This window comes from Bordetella genomosp. 12 (genome assembly GCF_002261355.1).
In the GTDB taxonomy this organism is placed as follows: Bacteria; Pseudomonadota; Gammaproteobacteria; order Burkholderiales; family Burkholderiaceae_B; genus Bordetella.
In genome coordinates this window covers 120,184-143,284 of the sequence record NZ_NEVU01000003.1, presented here as the reverse complement: position 1 = coordinate 143,284, position 23,101 = coordinate 120,184, and the positions used below count along the sequence as shown (strand labels likewise).

Sequence of the window (23,101 nt, the reverse complement as noted above, 5' to 3'; positions counted from 1 at the left end):
GCTTGATGTCACCTTTGGCTATTCTGACCCGACCTGCAGGCCGCAATGAGGCCCTGGCTGCCCGCTTGCGCAATGCTGGTTGGGACGCCCGCCTCTGGCCTGCGCTGCTGCTGGAAACACTGCCTGCGCCCGGTATGGGCCATCCCCGGCCGGACGACTTCGATCTGGTGATCTTCGTTTCGGGCAACGCCGCGCGCATTTACCTGGGGCAGGTAATGGCCGGGTCGCGCGCGTGGCCGTCAGCCACCGTGGCCGCCACGGTGGGGCCGGCGAGCGCCCGCGCGCTGTTGGAATCCGGTTTTTTTGGCGCGAATACAACAGTTTTGTATCCGGGCGACGACGCGCCGACGCATGACTCGGAAGCCTTGTGGCGTGTCATTCAGGCGCGTGGCCTGTTGCCGCGCAAGGTGCTGCTGCTGCGCGGTACGCGAGGCCGCGATTGGCTGGCTGATCAATTGCGCCAGGCTGGCACCGAGGTCACCGTCCACGCCATTTATCGCCGCCTGCCCGCGCAGTGGGAGGCGGCGCGACTCGATGCTTTACGATTGTGGGCAGCACAAGGCCGACCGGTCACGTGGTTGCTGACCAGCGGCGAAAGCATTGATGCCGTCATCGCGCAGATGGCGCGCGCCGGCGTGCCGGCAGGCTGGCCACAGTGTCGTTACGTCATTACACATCCTGTATTGCGGCAGCGCCTGCCGCTTGCTGGCGAGGGCGCGGCGGCAATGGTAAAAGAATGCATGCCTGCTGATGAGGCGATATTCGAGGCCTTTGGTGCTGCTTGAGTCGTCGTTTAATGCCATCAACGAATACAATCGCGTCATGACAGACAATACCTCTTCTCTTCCGCCGAGCCCGCCGGCGGGCGGTCCTGCCGAGCGTGCGCCGGAATCCGCCAAGCCGTCCAAACCTGCCCGCAAGGGTGGCGCGCTGTCCACGGCGTTCATCATCGTCCTGCTGCTCGCCATCGGGCTGGGCGCGGCCTTCTGGAATCTGCGGCAGCAATCGGCCAAAACGGGCCGCGAAGTCGCGGCTCGCCTGGACCGCCTGTCGGGCGACCTCCTGCAGGCACGCAATGATGTCCGCGAGGCCCTGTCGCTGGCCCAGGCGCAAAGCGGCCGCGTCGCCGATCTCGAAGGCAAGGTGCGCGAGACGCAAAGCCAGTACAGCACGCTGCAACAGGCGATGCAAAATCTCAACGACGGCACTAGCGACGAAATGCTGGCCAATGACGTCGATCGCCTGATCACCGTGGCCAGCCAGCAGTTGCGCCTGGCCGGCAATGTCAACAATGCCGTCGTGGCGCTGGAGTCCGCGCAAGCCCGGCTGGCCCGCGCCGACCGGCCGCGTTTCGCCAGCTTGCAACAGGCCATCAATGGCGATCTGGATCGCCTGCGCGCCGTAAGCACCGTCGACATTCCGGCGGTGTCTGCCCGCATCGAGCGCCTGGTGACCCTGGTTGGGCGCGCGCCTTTGCTCGTGCCCGATGGCGCGGCCCCTGATCTGGCTCCGCAATCCCCCGCCAAGGGGCGTGCCGCCTTGCCGGCGCCCGCTGCGCAGCCGCTGCCGGCCGATGCGCCGTGGTGGCAGCGTTGGCGTGCCGAACTGGGCTCCTGGCCTGGCCGTGCCGGTGCCGCCCTGACCAACGAGCTCGGCGATCTGATCCGTGTGCAGCGCGTCGATCAGCCCGCCGCCTTGCTGTTGTCGACTGACCAGGCCGCGGATCTGCGTTCCGTGCTGCGCCAGCGCCTGTTGTCCGTGCAACTGGCCATGCTGATGCGCCAGCCCGCGGTCTGGAAGAGCGAGCTGGACAATGTCAGCGATACCCTGACGAAGTACTTCGATCCCCGTTCGCCCGAGACGCAGGCCGCCCTGGCGCTGACGCGCGAGCTGGCTCAGACCGACATCGCGGTGCGCGTACCCGAAGTCGCCGACAGCCTCAACGGGATTGCCGCATTGCGTGCGGCCGGTTTCAAGCCCGACGAGCAGGACTGAGCCCATGCGTACCTGGTTCTGGACTCTTCTGCTGGCGTGCGTGGCCGTTGCGATCGCGGTGGTGTTGCGCGCTCATCCGGGCAATGTGCTCATCCTGGTCTGGCCGTGGCGCTTTGAAATGTCGCTCACGCTGGCCGTGCTGCTGCTGGTGGCGCTGTTTGTCGCGCTTTACGTGGGGCTGCGCTTGCTGGCCTGGCTGGTGGCCATTCCCGATCGTGTGCGGGCCTGGCGTGGCCGCCGTGCTCAGGCGCGCGACCACGAATTGCTCGAGCGTGGCTGGATCAGCCTGCTGGAGGGGCGGTTTTCGCACGCGGAAAAAGATCTGGTCAAACTCCTGGATCAAACCAAAGTGCGCGGCCGCCGTGTGCTGGCGGCCTTGTCCGCCGCCCGTGCCGAACACGGCCTGGGCGAGTTCGAACGCCGCGATCAGATGCTGGCCCGGGCGCGAGAAGAGGCCGGCGATGATGCCGGCCTGATCGAAGCGACCGCCACCGTGGCCGCCGACATGCTGCTGGATCAGGGCTTGGCGGCTCAGGCGCTCGAGGTATTGGCTCCCCTGCAGGATGGCGGCGCCCGCCATCTGCACACCATGCGCTTGTTGCTGCGCGCAGAAAAGGCTTTGGGCCATCAGGAGCGCGTCTTTGTGTTGGCCCGGGGGCTGGCGCGGCGCAATGCCTTGGGCAAGGCCGAGGCCGAGCAATTGATCGATAGCGCTGGTGCGGCGCGCCTGCGTGCCGGTATCGGCAACGAACAATGGCGCGCGGTCTGGAAAGACCTCAAGGCCGAAGAGCGTTTGTTGCCCAACATCGCACTGGCCGCGGCCGCGGCCTTCGAATCCGCGGGCGATCACACCGAGGCAGCGCGCATCCTGGAATCGGCTATCGCGGTCAAGTTCAACCCCGCGCTGGTGGCCGCCTACGCGCGCTGCGAAGCCGAGCAAGTGCCCCGCAGGCTGGCCAAGGCTGAAACCTGGTTGCAGCAGCGGCCCGCAGATGCCGGCTTGCTGACCGCCTTGGGTCTGTTGTGCCTGAACGGCCAGCTTTGGGGTCAGGCCGAGCGCTATCTGCAGCGCAGTGTCGCGCGCCGTAATGATGCGCAAACGCATGCCTTGCTGGGCAGCCTGTACGATCGCCTCAATCGACCGGCCGAGGCCGCGCGTCACTGGCGCCTGGCGACCTCCGCCAGTATGGCGTTGCCCATTCTTGCCACCGACGCCGCGTTGCCGCCGGCAGACACGCAATCGGATCCGCACCATCTGGATGCCGAGGGCGCTTATGCCGAGGGCGATGAGATGGTTTATGTCACCCTGCCAGCCCAGTCCGCGGTGCAACCGCCGGCCGTGGCTGCCGATTATGTGCTCGATCCCGATGCGCGGCAGGTCGGCCGCGCAGAGCCTGCGGCACCGCAGGCCATTGTGCCGTTGCGTTCGGCGGTGGATATCGAAGAGTATTTCGACAGTGCGCCCATTCCGCAGACTGCCTTCGAGGCGCCGGTCAGCAGTTTCAGTACCGCGGCCCCCGCTCCGGCAGACAAACCTGAAGACAAGCCCGTCGACAAGGCCTGATTTCCTTTCAAGTTACCACTCAGCAAGGTTCCACTATGAGTTTTGAACGCGTCCCCGCTGGCAAGAAGCTGCCGGATGATTTCAACGTCATCATCGAAATCCCGATGAACGCCGATCCGGTCAAGTACGAGGTCGATAAAGAGAGCGATGCCATCTTTGTCGACCGCTTCATGCTGACGGCCATGCACTACCCCTGCAATTATGGCTACATCCCCCAGACCCTGTCCGAAGACGGTGATCCCGCTGATGTTCTGGTGATCACGCCTTTCCCCATCCAGATCGGCGCCGTCGTGCGCTGCCGCGCCCTCGGCGTGCTGGAAATGGACGACGAGTCCGGCGGCGATGCCAAGCTGCTGGCCGTGCCGGTGGACAAACTCTATCCTCCCTACCGCAATATCAAGTCCTATGAAGACTTGCCTGCCGAGGACGTTGCCCGCATTCAGCACTTTTTCGAGCACTACAAAGATCTCGAGAAAGGCAAGTGGGTCAAGGTCAAGGGCTGGAAGGGTGTAGACGCGGCTCACGCAGAAATCCTGCGTAGCGCCGAGCGCTACGGCAAGGGCGAATAAGCCAGCGCTGCGCGCGGCCGACGCCGCGCAGGGTGCGACCGCGACGCGGCCGCGACGGTTATGGGCCGGTCGCTGCCGCGTTTTTCTATTTTGGCGCGCGCGTGATTTATGCGACAGTACACTGGTCAGGTGTGTGCCAGCTGACAGCTGGTTGAAGCGTAAAAGCCCTGAAAAACCGGATAAACTCGCGCATTGTCAGTGTTAGCCGGCCCGGCCGGCCATGCCTTCACAGAGGTTCAATGATCATGGAATATGTCATTCCCCCCATGCCGGCTGTCGCGGTTCCCGTGGCTGGCAGCAATGCCAGCTTTCCGGTGCGTCGGGTTTACTGCGTAGGCCGTAACTATGCTGAACACGCCAAGGAAATGGGTTTTACCGGCCGCGAAGATCCCTTTTTCTTCAACAAGCCGGCAGATGCCATTGTCTTCGTGCCCGACGGCGAAACGGGGTCCATGCCTTATCCGCCGCGCACGTCCAATCTGCATTACGAGATGGAACTGGTCGTGGTGTTGTCCAAAGGCGGCAAGGACATCCCGGTCGAGCAGGCCAATGATTGCGTCTGGGGCTATGCTCTGGGCCTGGACATGACTCGCCGTGATCTGCAAGGCGAGGCCAAGAAACAGGGCCGCCCCTGGGAGGTTGGCAAAGGCTTTGATTTCTCCGCGCCCATGGGGCCCATCCATCCGCGCAGCGTCGTCGGCACCCTGGACGGCGGCGCGATCTGGCTCGACCTCAACGGTGAACGCAAGCAAGCCAGCGACATCTCGCAGATGATCTGGAACATCCCCGAGAGCATTGCCTTCCTGTCCACCCTGTTTGAGCTGCAACCGGGTGACATCATCTTTACCGGCACTCCCGAAGGCGTGGGTGCCGTGGTCAAGGGCGACGAAATCGTGGGCGGTGTCGAGGGCCTGGGCGAATTGCGCGTGCGCATCGCCTGAGTCAAGGAGTCATCATGCGAAGCAAGATCGTGTTGACCGCCTTCGTGGCGTTCGGCTTTGTGCTGCAGGGCTGCAATACCATGGCCGGCATGGGCAAAGACGTATCGCGGGCAGGCAACGCCATTACCAACGCAGCCGAAAAGTAAACCCGGCCGTGTGCAGGACGGAACCTCCGCTTGGCGGAGGTTTTCTTTTGCCTGCGGTATCTTGATGCGGGTCTTTGACCAATAATCGGGGCAGGCATATGGATGAAGGAGCCGTGATGGGAGCGGGCAAGGTCTTCGTAGGCGCCGCCTTGGCGCAATGGCTGAACGAACATGCCGCAACGTTGGATAGCGAGCCCGGCGCCGGGGCGCAGTTGCTGCCTCGCTTGGCGAGCGAGGGCCTGTTCGGGTTGGGTGTGGCGACGGAGTTCGGCGGCCGGGCAGGCAGCGATATCGGCCATGCCATCGAGGCCATCGCCGAACTGGCAAGCCATTCCCTGACGGCCGCATTCGTCGCCTGGGCGCAGCGCGTCGTCATCGAGACGGTGGCGCGCGGTGCGAACAAGCCCTTGGCGGATGCCTGTTTGCCGGACTTGCTTGCCGGCCGTCTGGCCGGCGCTTCTGGCTTGTCCAATGCCATCAAGTCCCTGAGCGGCATCGACAGCCTTCGTATCCACGCCAGCGAAACTCCTCGCGGCTGGAAGCTCAATGGCCGCATCGATTGGATCACCAATGCGCGGCCGGAGGGGTTTCTCGCGACCGCGGCGACGAGCCTGCCTGACGGCAGTATGGCCATCGTGGCGCTGCGCTCGGAGACGGAAGGGCTCGTCCGCCACCCCGACCTGCCTTTGCTGGGCCTGCGCGCCAGCAGCACCTGCGCCTTGGATCTGAACAATCTGGTTCTGACGCCGGCCGGCCTCATCCACCTTGATGCACGGCAGGTCCTGCCCGGCTTGCGGCCTGTCCTGGTTGGCCTGCAGTGCGGCTTGGCTATCGGGCTGGCGCGCGCCAGCCTGCGCGCGGCCGAGCCGGGGCAGGCGGCGGTGTTGGGCCAGGCGCGGCAACACTTGGCCGGCAATCTGCAGGCCCTGAGCGCTGAATTGGTGCAAGGGGTCAGGCAGGCGCGTTTCATTCAACAGCCGGCGCGCCTGTTCGCGCTGCGCATCGCCCTGGCCGAGCTTGCTCAGCAGGCGGCCGAACTGGAGCTCCAGGCCGCCGGTGGCAAAGCCTGGCTGCAAAGCGACACCAATGGTTTTGCCCGCCGTTGGCGTGAAGCCGCTTTCTTGCCTGTCGTTACGCCCAGCCTGGTCCAGCTCAAGACGGAGCTGGCCAGGCTGGCTGCTCAGTCGGCTTGATCCGCCGCTGCGGCTTGCGGCTCGCCGTCGAGGGCGCATTTGAGCGCATCCTCGACCTGGTCCAGGAGAACGAAACGCAGCTTTCGGCGCGCTTCGGCGGGCACGTCCTCCAGATCGCGTTCATTGCGTCGCGGCAGCATGACGATCTTGATGCCGGCACGCAGCGCGGCCAGTGTTTTCTCCTTGACCCCGCCTATGGGCAGCACGAGCCCCCGCAAACTGACTTCGCCCGTCATCGCGACGTCGGCGCTCACAGGCTTGCCGCTCAACAGAGATGCCAGCGCCACGAACATGGCCACGCCGGCGCTCGGGCCATCTTTGGGGGTGGCACCGGCCGGAACGTGGATATGGATGTCCAGTTTGTCCAGTGACTCCCCGCTCCATGTCTTGGCCAGCGTCAACGCCGTCTGCGCGGATTCTTTCATGACATCGCCAAGCTGGCCCGTGAGTATCAGCCGGCCGCTGCCCGGGACCTTGCTGGCTTCGATGAAGAGAATGTCGCCGCCGACCGGCGTCCATGCCAACCCCGTCGCTACGCCGGCCACGCTGGTGCGCAGGGCCACCTCATTGTCAAAGCGCTGCGGCCCGAGAATGGCGGCCAGATCGCCCGTGTCGATGGAGACATGCTCAGCCCGGCCTTCGGCGATTTGCATGGCGGCATGGCGCAGTGTGGAGCCGATCTCACGCTCGAGGTTGCGTACGCCCGCTTCACGGGTGTAGTCGCTCACGATGGCTGCGAGCGCCGCGTCGCTGATGTCGACCTGTTCGACCTTCAAGCCATTGGCCTGCAGTTGGCGGCCGACGAGATAGCGGCGCGCGATCTGAACCTTCTCTTCTTCGGTGTAGCCGGGCAGTTGGATGATCTCCATCCGGTCGCGCAAAGGCCCGGGGATCGTATCCAGGGCATTGGCGGTACAAATGAACATCACGTGCGAAAGATCGAAATCCACACCCAGGTAGTTGTCGCGGAATTTGTGGTTCTGCTCCGGATCGAGGACTTCGAGCAGGGCGCTGCCCGGATCGCCATGGAAACCGCCGGCGCCGAGCTTGTCGATCTCGTCGAGCATGAGCACTACGTTGCTTGTGCCGGCACGGCGCATTGCCTGGATGATGTTGCCGGGCAGGGCGCCCAGATAGGTGCGGCGATGCCCCCGGATTTCCGCCTCGTCATGCACCCCCCCCAGCGCGACGCGCTGGAAGGCGCGCCCGGTGGCACGCGCGATGGATTGGCCCAGGGAGGTCTTACCCACCCCCGGCGGCCCCGCAAAGCACAGTATCGGGCTGCGTCCCTGGGGGTTGAGTTTGCGCACGGCCAGGTACTCGAGGATGCGGCGCTTGATCTTGTCCAAGCCGAAATGATCTTCGTCCAGGATCTTGCGGGCATCGTTCAGGTCGATGGGCTGTTGAGGCTCCTGTTTCCAGGGCAACTCGGTCAGCCACTCCAGATAGGTGCGCAGCATGGCGCTTTCGCCACTGGTTTCGCCCATGCGTTGCAGACGGCCGAACTCCTTGCGCGCATGCCGCAGAACGTCCTCGGGCATGCCGGCCGCCTCGATCGCGGTCTTGAGCTGCTCGAGCTCGGCCGCTGTGTCCTCGGTATCGCCCAGCTCCTTCTGGATCTGACGCAGTTGTTCGCGCAACAGGGTTTCGCGTTGCCGCTCATCGAACTGCGCGCGCGTACGCTCGCCGATCTCCTTGGACAGGCGCAGCACCTCGATGCGCGCGGCCAGCAAGGCAATGACCTTGTCCAGACGTTGCGCCAGATCGAAGGTTTCAAGCACGGCCTGTTTTTCACCGGGCTTGATGTCGACGAGATTGGTCACCATATCGGCCAGCAAGGCGGGCGACTCGATGCCCTGAACCACGCCGCCGAGCTCGTCGGGCACATTGGGCAGGAGGGTGATGGCCTCCAGCGTCTGCTGCTTGAGCTGCAGGAAACGTGCCTCGATCTCGCTGGTGTCTGCCGCCGCCTCTTCGACCAAGGCCACGCGGGCCACCATGAACGGCCAGCCCTCCAGAAACTCGAGCACGCGAAAGCGCGTTTGGCCCTGCACCAGCAGATGGTGCGCGCCGTCCTGGCCTGTGATGTAGCGTGCAATCGGGCCTTGGGTGCCTATCCAATGCAGATCGTCGGGCTGGACGTCATCTTTTTTGGGGTCGCGCTGCAACAGAAAGCCTACCGGGCGCTCCGTTTTCACGGCCTCCTGGGCCGCCGCCACGGAAATCTGCCTGCCCACGGTGACCGGAGTCAGGACGCCTGGAAAAAGCACCGCATCGCGCAAGGGAATGATGATGCGCGCATCGTCGGGCAGGGTGCGCAGGTCGGTCATGGAATCTCCCTAAGTTTGTTCAGGGTGAGAAACAGGCAGCCATCGGCCAGGCGAGGCGTGTCGGGTTCCAGCGCATGCAGGGGCAGGCGCACCCGCCGTTGAAACTGGCCATAGGGTATTTCGAGCTGGTGGATACGGGTAGCGTAATTGGCCGGGATGGGGCGCAGGCCCGATACCGTGATGCCTTCGGGGTCGAACTTGACCACGACATCGTCGGCGCAGACGCCGGGCAGTGCCACGATGACCAGCACCGCCGACTCGCTTTCGACGATGTCCACGGGCGGCTCCCAGGCGTGGGCAGGAGCCTGCGAGAACTGCAGGATCTGGCGCTGCAGACGCTCGGCATGGTGCAGCAGCGCCAGCGCATCGCCCCATATCCAGGAAGAAAAATCGCGCGATTTCATTGAACTCCCAGCTCCAAAGAGGTTCTGCCGGGCAACGCCGCGGCTGATTCGGATGCCACTATCCGGCGAGCGGACAGAATGCGGGTTCAAGCACTCGATCGATGGCGGGCAGGCCCGCCGTCCTGATCAATATACTCCAGTCGTCCCGTCGCATAAGCCTGATGGGATGATGGTTATATGCTCCTCGGCTTATGCGAATTGTTGGCCTGGGCGGCCGTATGCAGACTGGCGTCTCGTGAATCTTGAAGACGAGGTGCTACATGCAAGGCAAGCGACGCCAGTCCGGTCAGGCCATGACCGAATACATCATCGTGGTCGCGCTGGTTGCCGTGGCCGCCATCGCGGTCTATCAGTATTTCGGGCAGGTACTGCGCGCGCAGACGGCTGCGATGGCGCGCGAGCTGTCTGGCGAGGATGGCTCGGCGCAGGTCAAACAGGCACAGGGCGCGGCGGGCAAAGCCGCCGCGCAGGCCAAGGCGCGCACCCTGAAATCCTTCACAGGTAACGCGGGGGCCAAATGAGGCGCAGGCCCCACCGGCAGGTCGCCCAGTGCGGGCAGGCGCTGGTGATGGGCCTGCTTGCGCTCACTTTGCTTTTGGGGGGATGGGTCGCCGCGCTTTGGACGTCGCGCATGGCCAGCGCGAGTGCGCGGCTGACGCATGTGGCCGACGCCGTGGCATACAGTGGCGCGCTGATGCAGGCGCGCCAGCTCAATCTGCTGGCCTACATCCATCGGGCGCAGTTGGCGCATCAGGTCGCCATGGCGCATCTGGTCACCTTGATCGCGTGGCATCAGCTGGGTGCCACGCAGGCCTCGCGGCGCAGCATCGGCAATCCGCCGGCCTTCCTCATCGCGCGGCTGTTCGGCCCGCGTTTCGCCCGGGCTTATGGGGTTTCCCCTTCTGGTTCCGCGTCCGATTCCTACGCACCGGGTGCATTGCAAGCGTCGTTGCAACGGCATGATGCAGTCGTTCATCGCATCCTGGCTGAAGTGGCGCGACAGCAATGGCGTCAGATGACGTCGCTGCGAGATACCCATATGCAGCATGTGCTGCAGGCCAATTATGTCTCTTCGATCTCCCCTCCCTCCGGAGTCCCCGTCATGCGTGTGCACGACGATACTTTCCCGCGTCTTCTGGCCTGGCAGTCGCCGACCGAAGCGCAGGGCCTGCAGGCCTTAACGCAGGCCGTGACCCGCCGCTTTGCCTTTCTTCGGCCGCGCGATCTGACCTGGGCCAGTGCCTGGATCGTCCAGTTGCGATGCCCCAACTCCCGGCACCAGTTGCGTCGGCGCGGCCATACTTTTCTGGATGCGCAGGGACGTTGGGGCGCCAGCGACACCCTATCCTTTCATGCACTGCGCAGTAATCGCTGGATCGGTTGCTACTTTCGCGAGTACCCCATGGGGTGGGCCACCACCGGGTCCACGGCCTGGAAGCTGGGTCGGCATTACGTCGAGCGCCCTCTGGCGGAGTTCTCCTCTCAGGATTATTGGCGTTGGTATAGCCAGCATTCTGGTCTGCATCCCGGTGCCTGGCGCAACAACCCCTTGGCCAGCTCCTATGCCATGCGTGACCGCTACGCGCCCCCTCAGGGATCCGGGCTGCCGGACGTGCTTGGTTTGTCACCCCTTGGTTTGCAGCAGGCGCGTGCCCGTTTCCGGGTGAGTCTTCATACCTCGATGGCGGTATCCGACCTGGGGCATGCCTGGCAGGTGCCGCGGCTGAGCAGCGAGCAGGCTTGGTGGCGTGCTCGTCCTCTGGTTCGCAGCGCGGTGGCGGAAACCTACTTCGCCGTGCCGCCAGGCGCTTCGTCGGGCACTGAGTTGCCTTCATTGTTTCGACCCTATTGGCAGGCGCGCTTGGCCGCAGCGCCCGCCTCGCGTCCCGGAGCTCATCCATGATGTTCACACGATCGTCGCGTCGCCGTCGTCCTCCCGTCTCGCGCCGCCGCGGGGCGGAGCGTTTGCGTTTGCTGAAAACGCCCGCGCAGCAACTGCTACTTATTGATGCGGGCATGTCCAAGCCGCGCCCCGGTTGCCATCTTCGGGCCGCCGTCCCGGCACGAGAGCCTCGGCCCTGGCAGCGGCTGTATCGTCAGCGCGGTCAGGCCTTACCCGAGATGCTGGTGGTGGCAGGGGTGATCGCGGTCCTCTGGTTCGGTGTGGTGCAGTTGTCCCCATCACGCATGGCCGTTCTGGAGGCATCGCAGGCGAGCCGCCGCTGGGCTTTTGCTGTGGCGCGGTCGCAAATGCTGCCGAGCGTCGATCGCGGCGTTAGCCTCACCGCGCTCGCAGCGCCGCAACAGCGCGACAATGCCGTGTCGGCAGCCGGCCATGCGCTGGCGGCGCAATGGCTGGAGTTACCGCCGGATTGGGCCGCGGTGCAAGCCCGCCCCGGGCCCGGCATGCCGGCGCGCCATACCATTTTGTCTTCCGGAGCCGGCCATGCCAGCAGCCCGGCCGAGACCCAGCAACGGGTGCAGCGCTCCGCCCTGGGCTGGGCCGATAGCGCAGCGATGTCTTTACGGCAGGCTCGCGGGCTGGATGAGGCGCTCGCTGGGCTGGATGCCCCTTGGGGGCGGCGTCGGGTCAGTACCGACTGGCTATCGCCCTGGGCAGACGTCGCCATGGCTGCCGCAAACCGCGGGGGAGGGCGCTAATGGCTGCTCGCGCATCCAGACTCGTATCGGCCGCGCTTACTTGCTTGGCCGCCCCAGCTGCCTACGCCAACCTGGCGGACGCCTTGCCTCAGTTGCCGGCGCAGCCGCTTCTGTCGGCCACCCTGTCTACGGGAAGCCGGCTGGAATGGCGTCACGTCGACGCTTCCGAAGATTTGCCGGCCCTGTGGGATCAGGTGCGGCTTGAGCTCGATCGCGAGCCGGTGGTGGCCGTCTGGCCCGGTCACACACTCCTGATCCAGGCTGATGGAGCGTGCCATATGCTGCTGAGTCTGCGGCACCGCCAGGCAGGCGGCAGCACGGCAAGCCAATCGCGCCTGTGCGCCGCACAGACGCTTTCCGCGCCGCGTCTGGAGCCCCTGAGCCCGCCGGCCGAGTTGCTGCACGCTCACGCTGAGGATAAGACGACACTGTCGGTCTGGGCCTTGCCCATGGCGATGGCGGGCGCGCGCGACTGGCTGGCGGGCGTGCTCAAGTCCCTGGGGTGGCATGCCGGTCCGCTCCACGGCGCTTGGACACGATCCGGTGCCCGGCTGGAGAGCTTCTTCACGCGGCTGGAGGATCATTCGACCGCTGGCAGCGGCCTGGTTTTGGTGCGGCACGATGACTGAACCCACCCCTCTTCCGATTCAGCGCAGCGCGCGGCAGGGTCTTCTGTGGCGTTGGTTGTCCCTGCTGTGGTCCGGGCGGGGCGTATGGGTCTTGGCCCTCGTCTGCGCGGCAGGGGCCGCCTGGGCAGTGCAAACGCATATCCGCGGCAAAGAACTCGATCTGCAGCGGCGTCATCAGGTGCCGACCGTCGCTCGGCTGGTTGCCTGGGCAGATTTGCCGGCAGGGCATGTTCTGGCCGCCGAGGATGTGGCGCAACGCGATGTCCCCGAGGCGTGGACGTCGGCCCAGTCCTTGGCTCCCGACCTTCTGGGCGAGGTGGTCGGCATGCGTCTCAAAATTGACGTACCCGCGGGGCAGACCATCCTGCGCACGGACCTCGAGGCGGCGCAACCGGCCACCTCGGCCCGGTTGGCGGCCGGAAAACGCGCACTGACGCTGCCATTGCGCGATCTGGCCGAGGCTCCTCCCGCCATGCAGGATGGCGATCATCTGGATATCTACGTCTCGCTCACCCACCATGACAAGCGCTTGACCTTGCCGCTGCTGCAAAACAGTCGTGTGCTGGCCGCGCCGGGGCCGCAGGCTATGCAGGTGGTTCTGGAGGCCAGCGCCGCCGATGCCTTACGGGTCATCGCTGCGCGGCAGGTGGGCGCGCTCACGCTGGCGCTGCGTGCCCCCGAAGACGCCTCCGCGCAAGCGCTGCCTGCGGGCGAACTGGGCGATATTCTCGGCTTGCGCGAGGAGGTCGATGCGCCGATCCCGGTGCTGTATGGGGATGAGCAGCCAGCGCTGCCTGCCCCCATGATGGAGTTGCCATGAGTGCTCGGCTAGCGGTGTGCGGCATATGGAAACGTGGCGCTTCATCGGCAGGCGCTTGCCGGCCGCGTCTTTGGTGCCGCGCGGCTGTGGCGGCGGTTCTCCTGGCCTTGCCCGGCCTGTCCCTGGCGGGGGATCCCATCCTGCTGGAGGTGGGCCAAACCCGAGTGATCCCCGCTCCCGGCTTGAGCCGCATCGCGGTCGGCAGCGGGCAGGTGGTGCAGGCCCAGGCGGTCGACGGCAAAGAGGTCATTCTCTTTGCGCGCAAGGAAGGGGTGTCATCGGTTCACGTCTGGACGGCCAAGCAAGGCGTGCACGCCTATGAGGTGCGTGTCATGCCGGCCGGCTTCGGGCACATGCGGGCCGAGGTCGAGAGCCTGCTGGCGAGCATGCCGCAGTTACGCTTGAGCGTCGTGGGGCATCAGATCGTCATCGAAGGCAGTGGCCTGTCCGATGAGCACAAGCAACGCATCGCGGCGCTGGCGGCCCGATATCCCGAGGTGCTGGATCTCACGGGAGACGTGGGCTGGGAACAAATGGTGTTGCTGGATGTGCAAGTCGTAGAGGTGCCTCGTACCCGTCTGTGGGAGCTGGGCCTGAGCTGGGAGGCGGGCCAGGCGGCGGGCGGTGGCGCCGCGCACCAGGGGCCATGGGGCGGCGTGCAATGGCTCGGTGTTCAGGCCTCGCTGGGCGCACGCCTGCAAGCGCTGGCGCAACGCGGTGAAGCGGTCTTTCTTGCCCGACCCAGGTTGCTCGCGCGTAGCGGATCTCCCGCGTCCTTTCTGGCTGGCGGTGAGGTTCCTTATCCCAGTGCGGACGGCGAGGGCAAAGGCACGACGGTCTTCAAACCCTACGGCGTGGCGTTGACGATCACGCCACGGATCGATCCACGCGGCACTATCCGATCGCGTATCGAGGTCGAGGCCAGTTCTATTGATCCGACGATTACCGTGCCTGCGGGGCCCGCCATGCGCACCCGGCGTGCGGCGACCGAGTTCAATCTGCCTTCGGGCCAGACGCTGGTGCTTGGCGGATTCCTCGGGCGCGAGCGCACCCGCCAGACGCGTGGGCTGCCCTGGTTGAGCGAATTGCCGCTGGTCGGCGCGCTGTTCGGATCCCGCCGAGAGCAGGCGCGCGACACGGAACTGGCCATTTTCGTCACGCCAACCATCGTCAAGCCGGGCGATCCCGCCCTTGCGTTGGAGACGATACGGGGCAGCCAGGTGCTGCGCCGCGCTTTCCCTGAGCCGCCTGCCGTGCTCTCTCCCGACCCCGTCACGGCGTCGGTGAGACACCGGCCGGCATGGTCGGGCTCGCAATGGGTCACCGACCCCTCCCGGGGTGTGTCGCTGCCATGATGCTGGATCTGCAATACGAAGATGGCCGCAGCGAGCGCCTGCCCTTGCAGGCACCGATGCTCATCGGGCGGGCGGCGCATTGCGAACTGCGTATCGCCAACTGGCGTGTGGCGCGTGAGCATGCCCGCCTGATCGAGGGTGCGGACGGCTGGATCATCGAAGACCTGGGCGGCCTGGCGGGCACCTTCGTCAATGGCGCGCGAGTGGGCATGCACGGGCCGCTCTTGCCGACGGATGTGATCGTCATCGGGCCATGCCGTCTGCGGGTGCAGCCGCGGGTCCCGGCAGCGGCCGGCCAGGCGGGCGCCTCTGACCACGGCTCGCCCGACTCGCCCACCCTACAAGCCTGCCGCGTGGCGCTGCACGAGGCTTTGATTCAGGCGCTTGATCTGCGGCGCCGGGATGTGGCCGCCATGTCCGACGCGATGCTGCGGCAAGCGGCGGCCAGCCGGCTGGAGCAGTTGATCAACGAGGGCGAGATCGCGCTGCCCGAAACGGTCGACAGGACTTCGCTAGGCAAGAGCGTGCTGGATGAGGCGGTTGGCCTGGGCGCTTTGGAGCCCCTGCTGGACGACGCCTCCGTTTCCGAAATCATGGTCAATGGGCCCGATCGCATCTACGTCGAAAGGCAGGGACGCCTGGAGCGCCATGCGGCGTCGTTCAGCGGCGAGCAGGCATTGCGGCATGTGCTGGAGCGCATCGTCGCCCCCTTGGGCCGCCGCATCGACGAGGCCTCGCCCATGGTGGATGCCCGATTGCCGGATGGGGCTCGTGTCAATGCCGTCATTCCGCCTATTTCCACGCGCGGCACCTGCCTGACCATCCGTAAGTTCCCGGCGCGCCACCTCACCATGGATGACCTGCTGCAGGGGCGGGCCCTGAGCCGGGAGATGGCGGCCTACCTGCAGCAGGCGGTCCGGCAGCGGCGCAATATTCTCGTCGCTGGGGGTACTGGCGCGGGCAAGACCACCTTGCTCAATGTGTTGTCGAGCGCCATTCCTGAACATGAGCGCATCGTCACCATCGAAGATGCGGCCGAACTGCGCTTGTCCCACGATCACCTTGTTGCGCTCGAGGCCCGGCCGGCCAACATGGAAGGCAGCGGCAAGGTGGAGATCCGGGACCTCGTGCGCAATGCGCTGCGCATGCGCCCGGATCGCATCGTCGTGGGGGAGTGCCGTGGCAAGGAGGCGTTCGACATGTTGACGGCGATGAACACCGGCCATGAGGGCTCGCTGACCACATTGCATGCCAATTCTCCGCGAGATGCGCTGGCCCGACTGGAGTCCATGGTGCTCATGGCAGGCCTGGAACTGCCCATGCTGGCTCTGCGGGAATATGTCGCGGCTTGCATCGACCTCATTGTGCAGCAAGCCAGGGGCGCCGATGGGGTGCGGCGCATCGTCGCGATCGCCGAAGTGTGCGGCATGGAAAGTGGAACGATCCAATTGCAGGAGCACTTCCGGTATGACCCGCAGCGCGGCTTCGTGGCTGCCGAGTGGGCTTACTGGCAGACGGGGCAGGGCGGGTGATGAGCGGTCTGTTGCTTGCCCTCGTGTTGGCTATGTTGGCCGCCGCATTGTTGTCTTGGCAGTTGCAGCGCAGTCTTCGCCCTGCGTGGCGGCGTTATCGCGAGACGTATGTGCACGATGCGCGCCACGGGCTGCAAGAAGTGTTTCTGTTCCTGGATCCGCAGCAGCTCTGGGGGATGGCGGCGGTGTGCGCCTGCGCGGCGTTTGGCCTATTGATGATTCTGGGCTCGCCGTGGCTGCTGGCCGCCTCGGGCGCGGGCCTGGGCTGGTGCGTGCCCGCCGCTTTGCTCAAGCGTTTACGCGCGCGTCGTTTGCTTCGACTTCAGTCGCAACTGCCGGCCGGATTGCTCAGCCTGGCCGCGGGCCTGAAAGCGGGCGCCAGTTTGCCGACTGCCCTGCGCCAACTGGCCGATCTGGCGCAGGCTCCCTTGTCGCAGGAGCTGAGCCTGATGCTGCGAGAACAGCGTATCGGGGTGTCGTTCGACGATGCGCTCAGCCGCTTGGAGGCCCGCGCGAACGTGCCCGCGGTGCGCCTGGTGGCGGCCGCCTTCCGGGTGGCGGGCACCTCGGGCGGCAATCTGGCCCAGGCGCTGGAGGGGATCGCCCATGCTCTGCGCGGCGAGTTGCTGGCGCAGGGACGCCTCAAGGCCCTGACAGCCCAGGGGCGTATGCAGGCTTGGGTGTTGAGCGCGCTGCCGCTGGTGTTGGGGATCGTGCTCTATCTGCTGCGCCCGACGCATATGGCGTTGCTGTGGCAAACCGAGGCGGGGTGGGTGGTGATGGCGGCCATGGCCGGCTTACAGGCGCTGGGTTGGCTACTGATCCGGCGCATTCTGCGGGCCGCGGCATGATGAGTATGGCCAGTGTACTGGCGGCAGTGGCAATGGCTTGCTTCGTGCTGGCCTTCCGCGGGCTGTGGCGAGGAACAAAGCCGGTGCCCCCTCCCTTTCCCGAGCTTAGCGGGAGCCAGCGTTGGGGCTGGTCGCTGTCATGGCGTCTGGCATGCCACCTGGAGGGCCGGCTTGGTTGGCGCACGCGCGAGCGGCTGGCGCAGTTCGTGCTGCAGGCGGGTTTGCCGGTGCAACTGCCGGCAGCCTGGCTGCCGGCCCGCATGGTGCTCGGTGGCGGGGCAGGCGCGGCGGCGGGCGGGCTTGCCGCCTGGTTGGGGCAGGCCCAGGCTGGTGCCCTGGCGGCCGGGGCGGTCGTGATCGGGGCGCTTGGCGCGTGCTGCTTGCCTGTGTGGTCGCTGCGCAGGCGAATCCGGGACAACCGCCGCCGCATCGTGACGGATTTGCCCTTCCTCCTCGATATCATGACCCTGTGCCTGGAGGCCGGGCAAGGCATGGCCAAAGCCCTGTATCTGGCCGCCCGCTATTGTCCGGCCGGCCCCCTGACCCGGGGGCTGTCGTTGGCGCTCAATGAAATCCGGGCCGGTCGCCCCCAGCGTGAAGCACTACAGGCGTTGGCGCTGAAACTGGATGTCGATGGCGTGCATGCCTGGGTGGCAGCGCTAACGCAGGCCGAGCGGCTGGGCGGCGGCACCAGCGCAATGCTGCGCGCCTTGGCGGGACAGCTGCGGGAAGAGGCGATTCAGCGTGCGGAAGAAGCGGCTCTGCGCGCGCCGGTCAAAATGCTATTGCCGCTGGTGAGTTGCATGTTTCCGTGCACGTTTCTCATGCTCGGTTTTCCGCTAGTGATGGATTTTTTCCCGCAGGGGGGGCCATGAGACCAGCCCTGCCGGATCACGGGCTCACGCGCCCTCGAGGACGTCTGCGCCTGCGCGTAGCGCAGACGTGGCCGCGCAGGCTGTGGGGATTGTTGTTGCGGCGCCGGGCGCCGGGTGGGCGTAGCGGGTTGTTGATCAGCCGCTGCCACGCCGTGCACACCCTGGGGATGGCCTATCCCATCGCGGTCTGGTTTATTGGCTGCGATGGCCGAGTGTTGCGGGCGCGGCGGCTGGCGCCGTGGCGTTGGGCATCATGCCGCGGCGCTGTCGCTGTGGTCGAGACTTGCGTGGACATCCTCGATGCCGAAGACGGTGGTGTAGGCAGGATAGAAGCTGCTGTAGAGCACTGCCGCCGCCGCAACATTGATCGGAATCTGGATGATGTCGGCCACCGAGGCGGGAACGCCCAGCGACACCAGCAAGCCGGCGCACAGGTCGATGAACAAAAAGATCATCACCCAGACGGCCCCATAGACCAGAAAGGCCCATTTGTTGCGCCAGCAGGCAACGCCCGAGAAGAACAGCGCCTGGACCAGGCGCAGGCCGTGCCAGCCGACCAGCACCGGTGCATGCCAGAACAGGGCCGCGATGGTCACGTAGATGACGGTGAACAGCAACAGCGGAACCCGCACGGCCGCCACGAAGGGCATGATGTCGTGCTCAACCTGGACGGCGCGCAAGCCTTGCGCCAGATCCGACCAGAACGGCAGAAAGGCCAGCAGCCCGCCCGCCAGGCTCAGGCCGGCATAGAGCAGGCCCATGAGGAACAGCTTGCGAAAGACGCCTGGACGCAGCAGCGGTTTGGGCCACATCGAGGGCAGCATGACTCGACCCGCCTCGATGTGCTTGCAGGCCGAGAGTGTCATGAGCGTGAAAACCGGCATCAACGCGACGAACAACAGCGGCCCGACCGGCGGGGTCAGGGTCGCGAACAGCACGAAGAGGCTGAGCGTCATGGCCCAGAAAAACATGGGCAGGGGCTGTTTGGAAAAAATCCTCAGCCCGTCTCTTACCCATTGCCAGCCAGAGGACGCGGGTAGGGTTGCTGCTTGCATAGGTCTCGTAAATTCGCAGGGGACGGATGGCTAGGTCAGTACTAATTATGCGGGTCGTAGCGGTCAGGGCAAGGTGGGCAGCTCGCTACGGTGGCGCGCTTGCAACACTCTTTCAAAGTGCCGGGGGTCGTGAGGCTTGAGCGTTTGCGCCGGGCGGGGCAGGAAGTAGTCATACAGGCGGGACAACCAGAAGCGCAAGGCCGCCGCGCGCAACATCAGGGGCCAGGCCCGGCGCTCCGCATCGGTGAAGGGCCGTTCTTTGGCATAGGCGGCCAGCCAGGATTGCACGAGTTCAGGTAGGAACTCCCCGGTGTCGCGGTCGATACACCAATCGTTGACGGCAACGGCCACGTCAAAGAGCCAGGTGTCGCAGCCCGCGAAGTAAAAATCGATGAAGCCGCCCATCAGGGGGCTGTCGAACGTGCCGGCGAACAAGACGTTGTCGCGGAACAGATCACAGTGCGCCGGGCCGCTGGGCAGCAAGGCCCGTTCGGGCGCGGCAGCGGCGGCCTGTTGCGCGATGAGCTCCTGCTCCAGCAACTGCGCCTGCTGCGGCGTCAGAAAGGGCACGACTTTGGGCGCGGTGTCGAGCCACCAGTTCAGCCCGCGCAGGTTGGGCTGATGCAGGGGGAAATCTGCGGCGGCTTTGTGCGCGCGGGCCAGCGTGGCGCCGGTCAGGGCGCAATGCCGCGGCCCCGGAGCCGGCTCGTAGCCGCCAGGCAGGCGGCTGACGATGGCGGCAGGCTTGCCGTGCAGGGTCGTCAGGCGGCTGCCATTTCGCAGGGTTTGCGGTTGCGGCACGGGAATGCCACGCTCGGCCAGATGGTGCATGAGTTCGATGTAAAACGGCAGTTGCTGCTGCGTGAGCACTTCGAACAACGTCAGGACGTATTCCCCGCGCGTCGTATGCAGAAAAAAATTGGTGTTTTCAATACCGGCAGTGATGCCTCGCAGGGAAACGAGCTCCCCGATGTCATAAGTCTCGAGCAGGGCGCGGGCGTCTTGGTCGGATACGGGAGTGAAAACGGCCATTGATGAGCGTGGGAAGCGGAATGGAAAAAGGGGGCGGGGCCTGTCGAATGCCTCAGGCTCGCCAATTTTAGACCACCGCCTACCCTGATTCCGGCCCGGCGGCGCCCGGGGCCGTAAAATAATGGTTTCCCGTCCTTTTCGCCCGGAAGATTTGTTCTTGACTGCGCCCGACTGGCGACTTTGTGTCGCCCCCATGATCGACGTGACGGATCGCCATTGCCGGTATTTCCACCGGCTGCTGGCGCCGCACGCCCGTCTATATACCGAGATGATCACCACAGGCGCGTTGCTGCATGGCAATGTGGAGCGTCATCTCGATTTCGATGAAACCGAGCATCCCGTCGCCTTGCAACTGGGCGGCAGTGAGCCGGCCGCCCTGGCGGCGGCGGCCAGACTTGGGCGCCAATGGGGATACGACGAAATCAACCTGAATTGCGGCTGCCCCTCGGAGCGGGTGCAGCGTGGTGCTTTCGGGGCGTGCCTGATGGCCGAGCCCGACCTGGTGGCCGATTGCATGAAGGCGATGCAGGATGCGGTGGATATCCCCGTGACGGTCAAGCACCGCTTGGGGCTGGATTACGACGATTCGTATGCGTTTGTGCGTGACTTCGTGGGCAAGATCTATGACACGGGTTGCCGGGTGTTTGTGGTGCATGCGCGCAATGCCGTCCTCAAGGGGCTCTCGCCCAAGGATAATCGGGAGATCCCACCGTTGCGCTATGAGGTGGTCGAGCAATTGAAGCGGGATTTTCCGGACTGCGTGATGGTGCTCAATGGCGGTCTGGCCGACGCGGCGCAGGCGGTGGAGGGCGCGGCGCGCTTTGACGGCGTGATGTTGGGCAGGGCGGCCTGGCACACGCCTCGCGTGCTGTCCGAGGTGTCTTTGCGGCTGTGGCCATCCACCCGCTTGCCCAGCGATGCGCAGGTCGTCGACGCCATGATGGAATACACGGCGCGCCAGATTGCGCGCGGCGTGCCGCTGCGGGTGATGCTCAGGCCCATGCTGGGGCTGGTGAACAATCAGAGTGGGGCGCGCAGTTGGCGGCGCTTGCTGTCCGACCCGGGCCGCCTGGCCGAGAACGATCCGGGGCTCATCTATGAGGCCTGGCGCAATCTGCGTTCGGCAGCGCGGGCGCCTGGCGACGTCGCTCAACCGGCGATTTGAAGCTCGCCGCCATGAAAAACACCCCAATGGTGGCAGTGGTGTCCACCAATTGGGGTGCGTTCAGCTGGCCGCCCAGGGCCGCGGCCGCGGGCGTTCAGGCCGCCGGCGCGGCGCTGTCGGATGGCCAATCGCGGATATAGGCCTTGAGCATATTGTTTTCGAATTGCTGGGCCGCGACGATGGCCTGGGCCATGTCATAGAACGAAATCACGCCCATGAGCGTAGGGCCGTCCATGACCGGGATATAGCGCGCGTGCTTGTCGAGCATGAGGCGCTGCACTTCGTCGGCGCTGGTGTTGGGCGATACGCTGACCGGCGCGTCGTCCATGATGGCGCGGATGGTCGTTTCACCGACCTGGCCGCCGCTGCTGTCCAGGTGCTGCATGATTTCGCGGAAGGTCAGCATGCCGCTGAGCATGCCGGACTCCATGATGACCAAAGAGCCGATGTCCTGCTCGCTCATGGTGCGAATGGCGACTGATACGAGCGTGTCCGGCGTGGCGGTATAGAGCGTGTCGCCCTTGACCCGCAGAATTTCGCTGACTTTCAACATGGTGTTCCTCCTGGGGCGCAAAGCCTGCCCCCGATTGCATACTGGATTTTTATCTGTTGCGGCCAGGTGATGCGTATTACCTGGGTTTTTTGACATTCTCCAGCGGCAGAACGGTGACGGGGCGTGTTTCGCGCGACGCATCATCGTCTGGCGTGGGGTCGCTGTCGCTATTGTGCGACAGGCTGAGAAGTTCTTCCAGTGTCGGGGGGGATTCGCTGTCCGACAGTCGGCTGGCCAGCACGCTCAGGGACGGGTCATGGCGCACGCGCCGCTGCTGCCTGTCGAGCAAAAACTGATCATAAAGGGGGGCCAGGGTGGTGGTATGCGGATCGGCGGCGAGTATCCAGTGGTCGTCCGTGGTGGGTGCGACCATGCCGATGCGGTGCAAGGATTCGAGCACGGTGTTCAGTTCGTCGTGATGCAGATTGAGTTGCCGCGACAGCGCCTGGCTGCTGCGGCCAGGCGGCAGTTGGCCACGCGCGGCCAGTAATTGGCGCAGTACGCCCACGGCGTCGACGAATTGCGCGCCCGCTGCCCGGTTGATCTCCCAGCGGCCCAATCTGATCATCGGCGCACTGGCGGCGATGCTGGCGCCGAACAGCACGGCCAGCCAGGAGAGGTAAATCCACAGCAGGAAGATAGGCAGGGTGGCGAAAGTGCCGTAAATAATGGTGTAGGCGGGAAATCGCGTCAGGTAGAGGGCGAAACCTGATTTCATGACCTCCAGCGCGATGGCGGTGCAAAAACCGCCCGTGAGGGCATCGCGCCAGTAGACGCGGCAGTTGGGCACCACGACGAACAACGCCGCGAAGCCCAGGCCAGTCAACAGGAGCGGGATGCAGGAGACCGCCAGGCTGATGATTTCGGGTACGTCATGGATCAGCCCCAGTGACTCTCGGGCCACGAACGAGGTGGCCCAGAGACTCGCGCCCGTGGCCAGCGGGCCCAGCGTGATCACCGCCCAGTACACCAGCGCTCTTTGGGGCCAGGGCCGTTGGCGGCCGACGTGCCAGATATCGTTGAACGTCTTGTCGATCGTCATGATGAGCAAGAGCGAGGTCACGATCAGGAAGGCGCCGCCGATGGTCGTCAGGCGCGAGGCCTGGCGGGCGAACTGGTTGAGGTACTCCATGATGTTGTCGGAGACCGCTGGCGGCATGAGATTGTTGGCCAGGAAGTCTTCGAGCGCGACGCGGAAATCCTGAAACACCGGGAAAGCCGTGAACAGCGACAGCACCACGGCCAGCATGGGCACGATGGCCAGCACCGTGGTGAAGGTCAGGCTGGAGGCGACTTGCAGCAGGCGCTCTTCGTCGGCGCGATGCGCAGCAAAGCGAAGCGCATGCCCGACGCGGCGCAGCCAGGAACGGCGGCGCGGCGGGGGTGGGGAGTCCCCTTCAGCGGTATCGGCGGTAGGGTCCATCAGGCGAT

Annotated in this window: 23 protein-coding genes; 17 read left to right on the top strand and 6 right to left on the bottom strand. The window is 65.3% G+C overall.

What is annotated here, in order from left to right; genetic code table 11:
- The first annotated feature begins 5 nt into the window (after positions 1–5).
- The 7 genes from CAL22_RS12810 to CAL22_RS12780 all read left to right on the top strand — a co-directional run bounded on the left by CAL22_RS12810 (position 6) and on the right by CAL22_RS12780 (position 6,408).
- On the top strand, positions 6–785 hold the full coding sequence (locus CAL22_RS12810) for a uroporphyrinogen-III synthase (RefSeq protein WP_094813845.1): 780 nt from the start codon (positions 6–8) through the stop codon (positions 783–785).
- A gap of 37 nt (positions 786–822) precedes the next feature.
- On the top strand, positions 823–1,995 hold the full coding sequence (locus CAL22_RS12805; protein ID WP_208621987.1) for a uroporphyrinogen-III C-methyltransferase: 1,173 nt from the start codon (positions 823–825) through the stop codon (positions 1,993–1,995).
- Positions 1,996–1,999: 4 nt separating this feature from the next.
- Positions 2,000–3,559 carry a heme biosynthesis HemY N-terminal domain-containing protein gene (locus tag CAL22_RS12800; RefSeq protein ID WP_094813841.1) on the top strand — a complete coding sequence of 520 codons (1,560 nt, stop codon included), beginning with the start codon at positions 2,000–2,002 and terminating at the stop codon, positions 3,557–3,559.
- A 35-nt stretch (positions 3,560–3,594) separates the two neighbouring features.
- Complete coding sequence (gene ppa, locus CAL22_RS12795) at positions 3,595–4,128, top strand: inorganic diphosphatase (protein ID WP_094813839.1); 534 nt, start codon at positions 3,595–3,597, stop codon at positions 4,126–4,128.
- A 245-nt stretch (positions 4,129–4,373) separates the two neighbouring features.
- Complete coding sequence (locus tag CAL22_RS12790; protein ID WP_094816583.1) at positions 4,374–5,069, top strand: fumarylacetoacetate hydrolase family protein; 696 nt, start codon at positions 4,374–4,376, stop codon at positions 5,067–5,069.
- Between the two features lie 14 nt (positions 5,070–5,083).
- Positions 5,084–5,215, top strand: a complete 132-nt coding sequence (locus CAL22_RS12785) for an entericidin A/B family lipoprotein (RefSeq protein WP_094813837.1) — start codon at positions 5,084–5,086, stop codon at positions 5,213–5,215.
- Positions 5,216–5,313: 98 nt separating this feature from the next.
- Positions 5,314–6,408: an acyl-CoA dehydrogenase family protein gene (locus CAL22_RS12780; RefSeq protein ID WP_094813835.1), complete on the top strand. Its 1,095-nt coding sequence runs from the start codon at positions 5,314–5,316 to the stop codon at positions 6,406–6,408.
- Here CAL22_RS12780 and lon read toward each other — a convergent pair.
- Positions 6,396–8,738 carry an endopeptidase La gene (gene lon / locus CAL22_RS12775; RefSeq protein ID WP_094813833.1) on the bottom strand — a complete coding sequence of 781 codons (2,343 nt, stop codon included), beginning with the start codon at positions 8,736–8,738 and terminating at the stop codon, positions 6,396–6,398. The genes CAL22_RS12780 and lon overlap by 13 nt on opposite strands.
- Positions 8,735–9,142, bottom strand: coding sequence for an Hsp20/alpha crystallin family protein (locus CAL22_RS12770; protein ID WP_094813831.1), 408 nt, complete (start codon positions 9,140–9,142; stop codon positions 8,735–8,737). The genes lon and CAL22_RS12770 overlap by 4 nt, the downstream gene beginning before the upstream one ends.
- Positions 9,143–9,402: 260 nt before the next feature.
- Here CAL22_RS12770 and CAL22_RS12765 point away from each other — a divergent pair, with 260 nt between their 5' ends.
- From CAL22_RS12765 to CAL22_RS12725, 9 genes are all read left to right on the top strand, one after another.
- Entirely contained in the window at positions 9,403–9,663 is a 261-nt protein-coding gene (locus tag CAL22_RS12765; protein WP_094813829.1) for a hypothetical protein, read from the top strand.
- Positions 9,660–11,045 (top strand): pilus assembly protein, encoded by a 1,386-nt coding sequence (locus tag CAL22_RS12760; protein WP_244193876.1) that lies wholly within the window; start codon positions 9,660–9,662, stop codon positions 11,043–11,045. Before CAL22_RS12765 ends, CAL22_RS12760 begins: the two co-directional genes overlap by 4 nt.
- Before the next feature lie 68 nt (positions 11,046–11,113).
- Positions 11,114–11,803 (top strand): pilus assembly protein, encoded by a 690-nt coding sequence (locus tag CAL22_RS12755; protein WP_244193875.1) that lies wholly within the window; start codon positions 11,114–11,116, stop codon positions 11,801–11,803.
- A gap of 44 nt (positions 11,804–11,847) precedes the next feature.
- Positions 11,848–12,432 (top strand): hypothetical protein, encoded by a 585-nt coding sequence (locus CAL22_RS12750; protein ID WP_244193874.1) that lies wholly within the window; start codon positions 11,848–11,850, stop codon positions 12,430–12,432.
- A 55-nt stretch (positions 12,433–12,487) separates the two neighbouring features.
- Complete coding sequence (cpaB, locus tag CAL22_RS12745; protein ID WP_279628549.1) at positions 12,488–13,252, top strand: Flp pilus assembly protein CpaB; 765 nt, start codon at positions 12,488–12,490, stop codon at positions 13,250–13,252.
- Between the two features lie 86 nt (positions 13,253–13,338).
- The gene (locus CAL22_RS12740) at positions 13,339–14,607 is read left to right on the top strand and encodes a type II and III secretion system protein family protein (protein WP_244193872.1); all 1,269 of its coding nucleotides are present in this window, start codon (positions 13,339–13,341) and stop codon (positions 14,605–14,607) included.
- Entirely contained in the window at positions 14,607–16,139 is a 1,533-nt protein-coding gene (locus tag CAL22_RS12735) for an ATPase, T2SS/T4P/T4SS family (protein WP_094816575.1), read from the top strand. The genes CAL22_RS12740 and CAL22_RS12735 overlap by 1 nt, the downstream gene beginning before the upstream one ends.
- Positions 16,139–16,990: a type II secretion system F family protein gene (locus CAL22_RS12730; protein WP_094813823.1), complete on the top strand. Its 852-nt coding sequence runs from the start codon at positions 16,139–16,141 to the stop codon at positions 16,988–16,990. Before CAL22_RS12735 ends, CAL22_RS12730 begins: the two co-directional genes overlap by 1 nt.
- Before the next feature lie 83 nt (positions 16,991–17,073).
- Entirely contained in the window at positions 17,074–17,865 is a 792-nt protein-coding gene (locus CAL22_RS12725; RefSeq protein WP_094816573.1) for a type II secretion system F family protein, read from the top strand.
- Between the two features lie 251 nt (positions 17,866–18,116).
- On the opposite strand, the gene CAL22_RS21325 is transcribed toward CAL22_RS12725, so the two are convergent.
- Both CAL22_RS21325 and CAL22_RS12715 read right to left on the bottom strand, forming a co-directional pair.
- The gene (locus CAL22_RS21325) at positions 18,117–18,920 is read right to left on the bottom strand and encodes a BPSS1780 family membrane protein (RefSeq protein WP_244193871.1); all 804 of its coding nucleotides are present in this window, start codon (positions 18,918–18,920) and stop codon (positions 18,117–18,119) included.
- Positions 18,921–18,983: 63 nt separating this feature from the next.
- Positions 18,984–19,952, bottom strand: a complete 969-nt coding sequence (locus CAL22_RS12715; protein ID WP_094813821.1) for a homoserine kinase — start codon at positions 19,950–19,952, stop codon at positions 18,984–18,986.
- 157 nt (positions 19,953–20,109) lie between these two features.
- On the opposite strand from CAL22_RS12715, the gene dusA reads away from it, so the two are divergent.
- The gene (gene dusA, locus CAL22_RS12710) at positions 20,110–21,117 is read left to right on the top strand and encodes a tRNA dihydrouridine(20/20a) synthase DusA (protein ID WP_094816569.1); all 1,008 of its coding nucleotides are present in this window, start codon (positions 20,110–20,112) and stop codon (positions 21,115–21,117) included.
- 94 nt (positions 21,118–21,211) lie between these two features.
- On the opposite strand, the gene CAL22_RS12705 is transcribed toward dusA, so the two are convergent.
- The gene (locus tag CAL22_RS12705) at positions 21,212–21,670 is read right to left on the bottom strand and encodes a CBS domain-containing protein (protein ID WP_094813820.1); all 459 of its coding nucleotides are present in this window, start codon (positions 21,668–21,670) and stop codon (positions 21,212–21,214) included.
- Positions 21,671–21,746: 76 nt separating this feature from the next.
- Complete coding sequence (locus CAL22_RS12700; RefSeq protein ID WP_094813818.1) at positions 21,747–23,093, bottom strand: YihY family inner membrane protein; 1,347 nt, start codon at positions 23,091–23,093, stop codon at positions 21,747–21,749.
- Positions 23,094–23,101 lie beyond the last annotated feature (8 nt).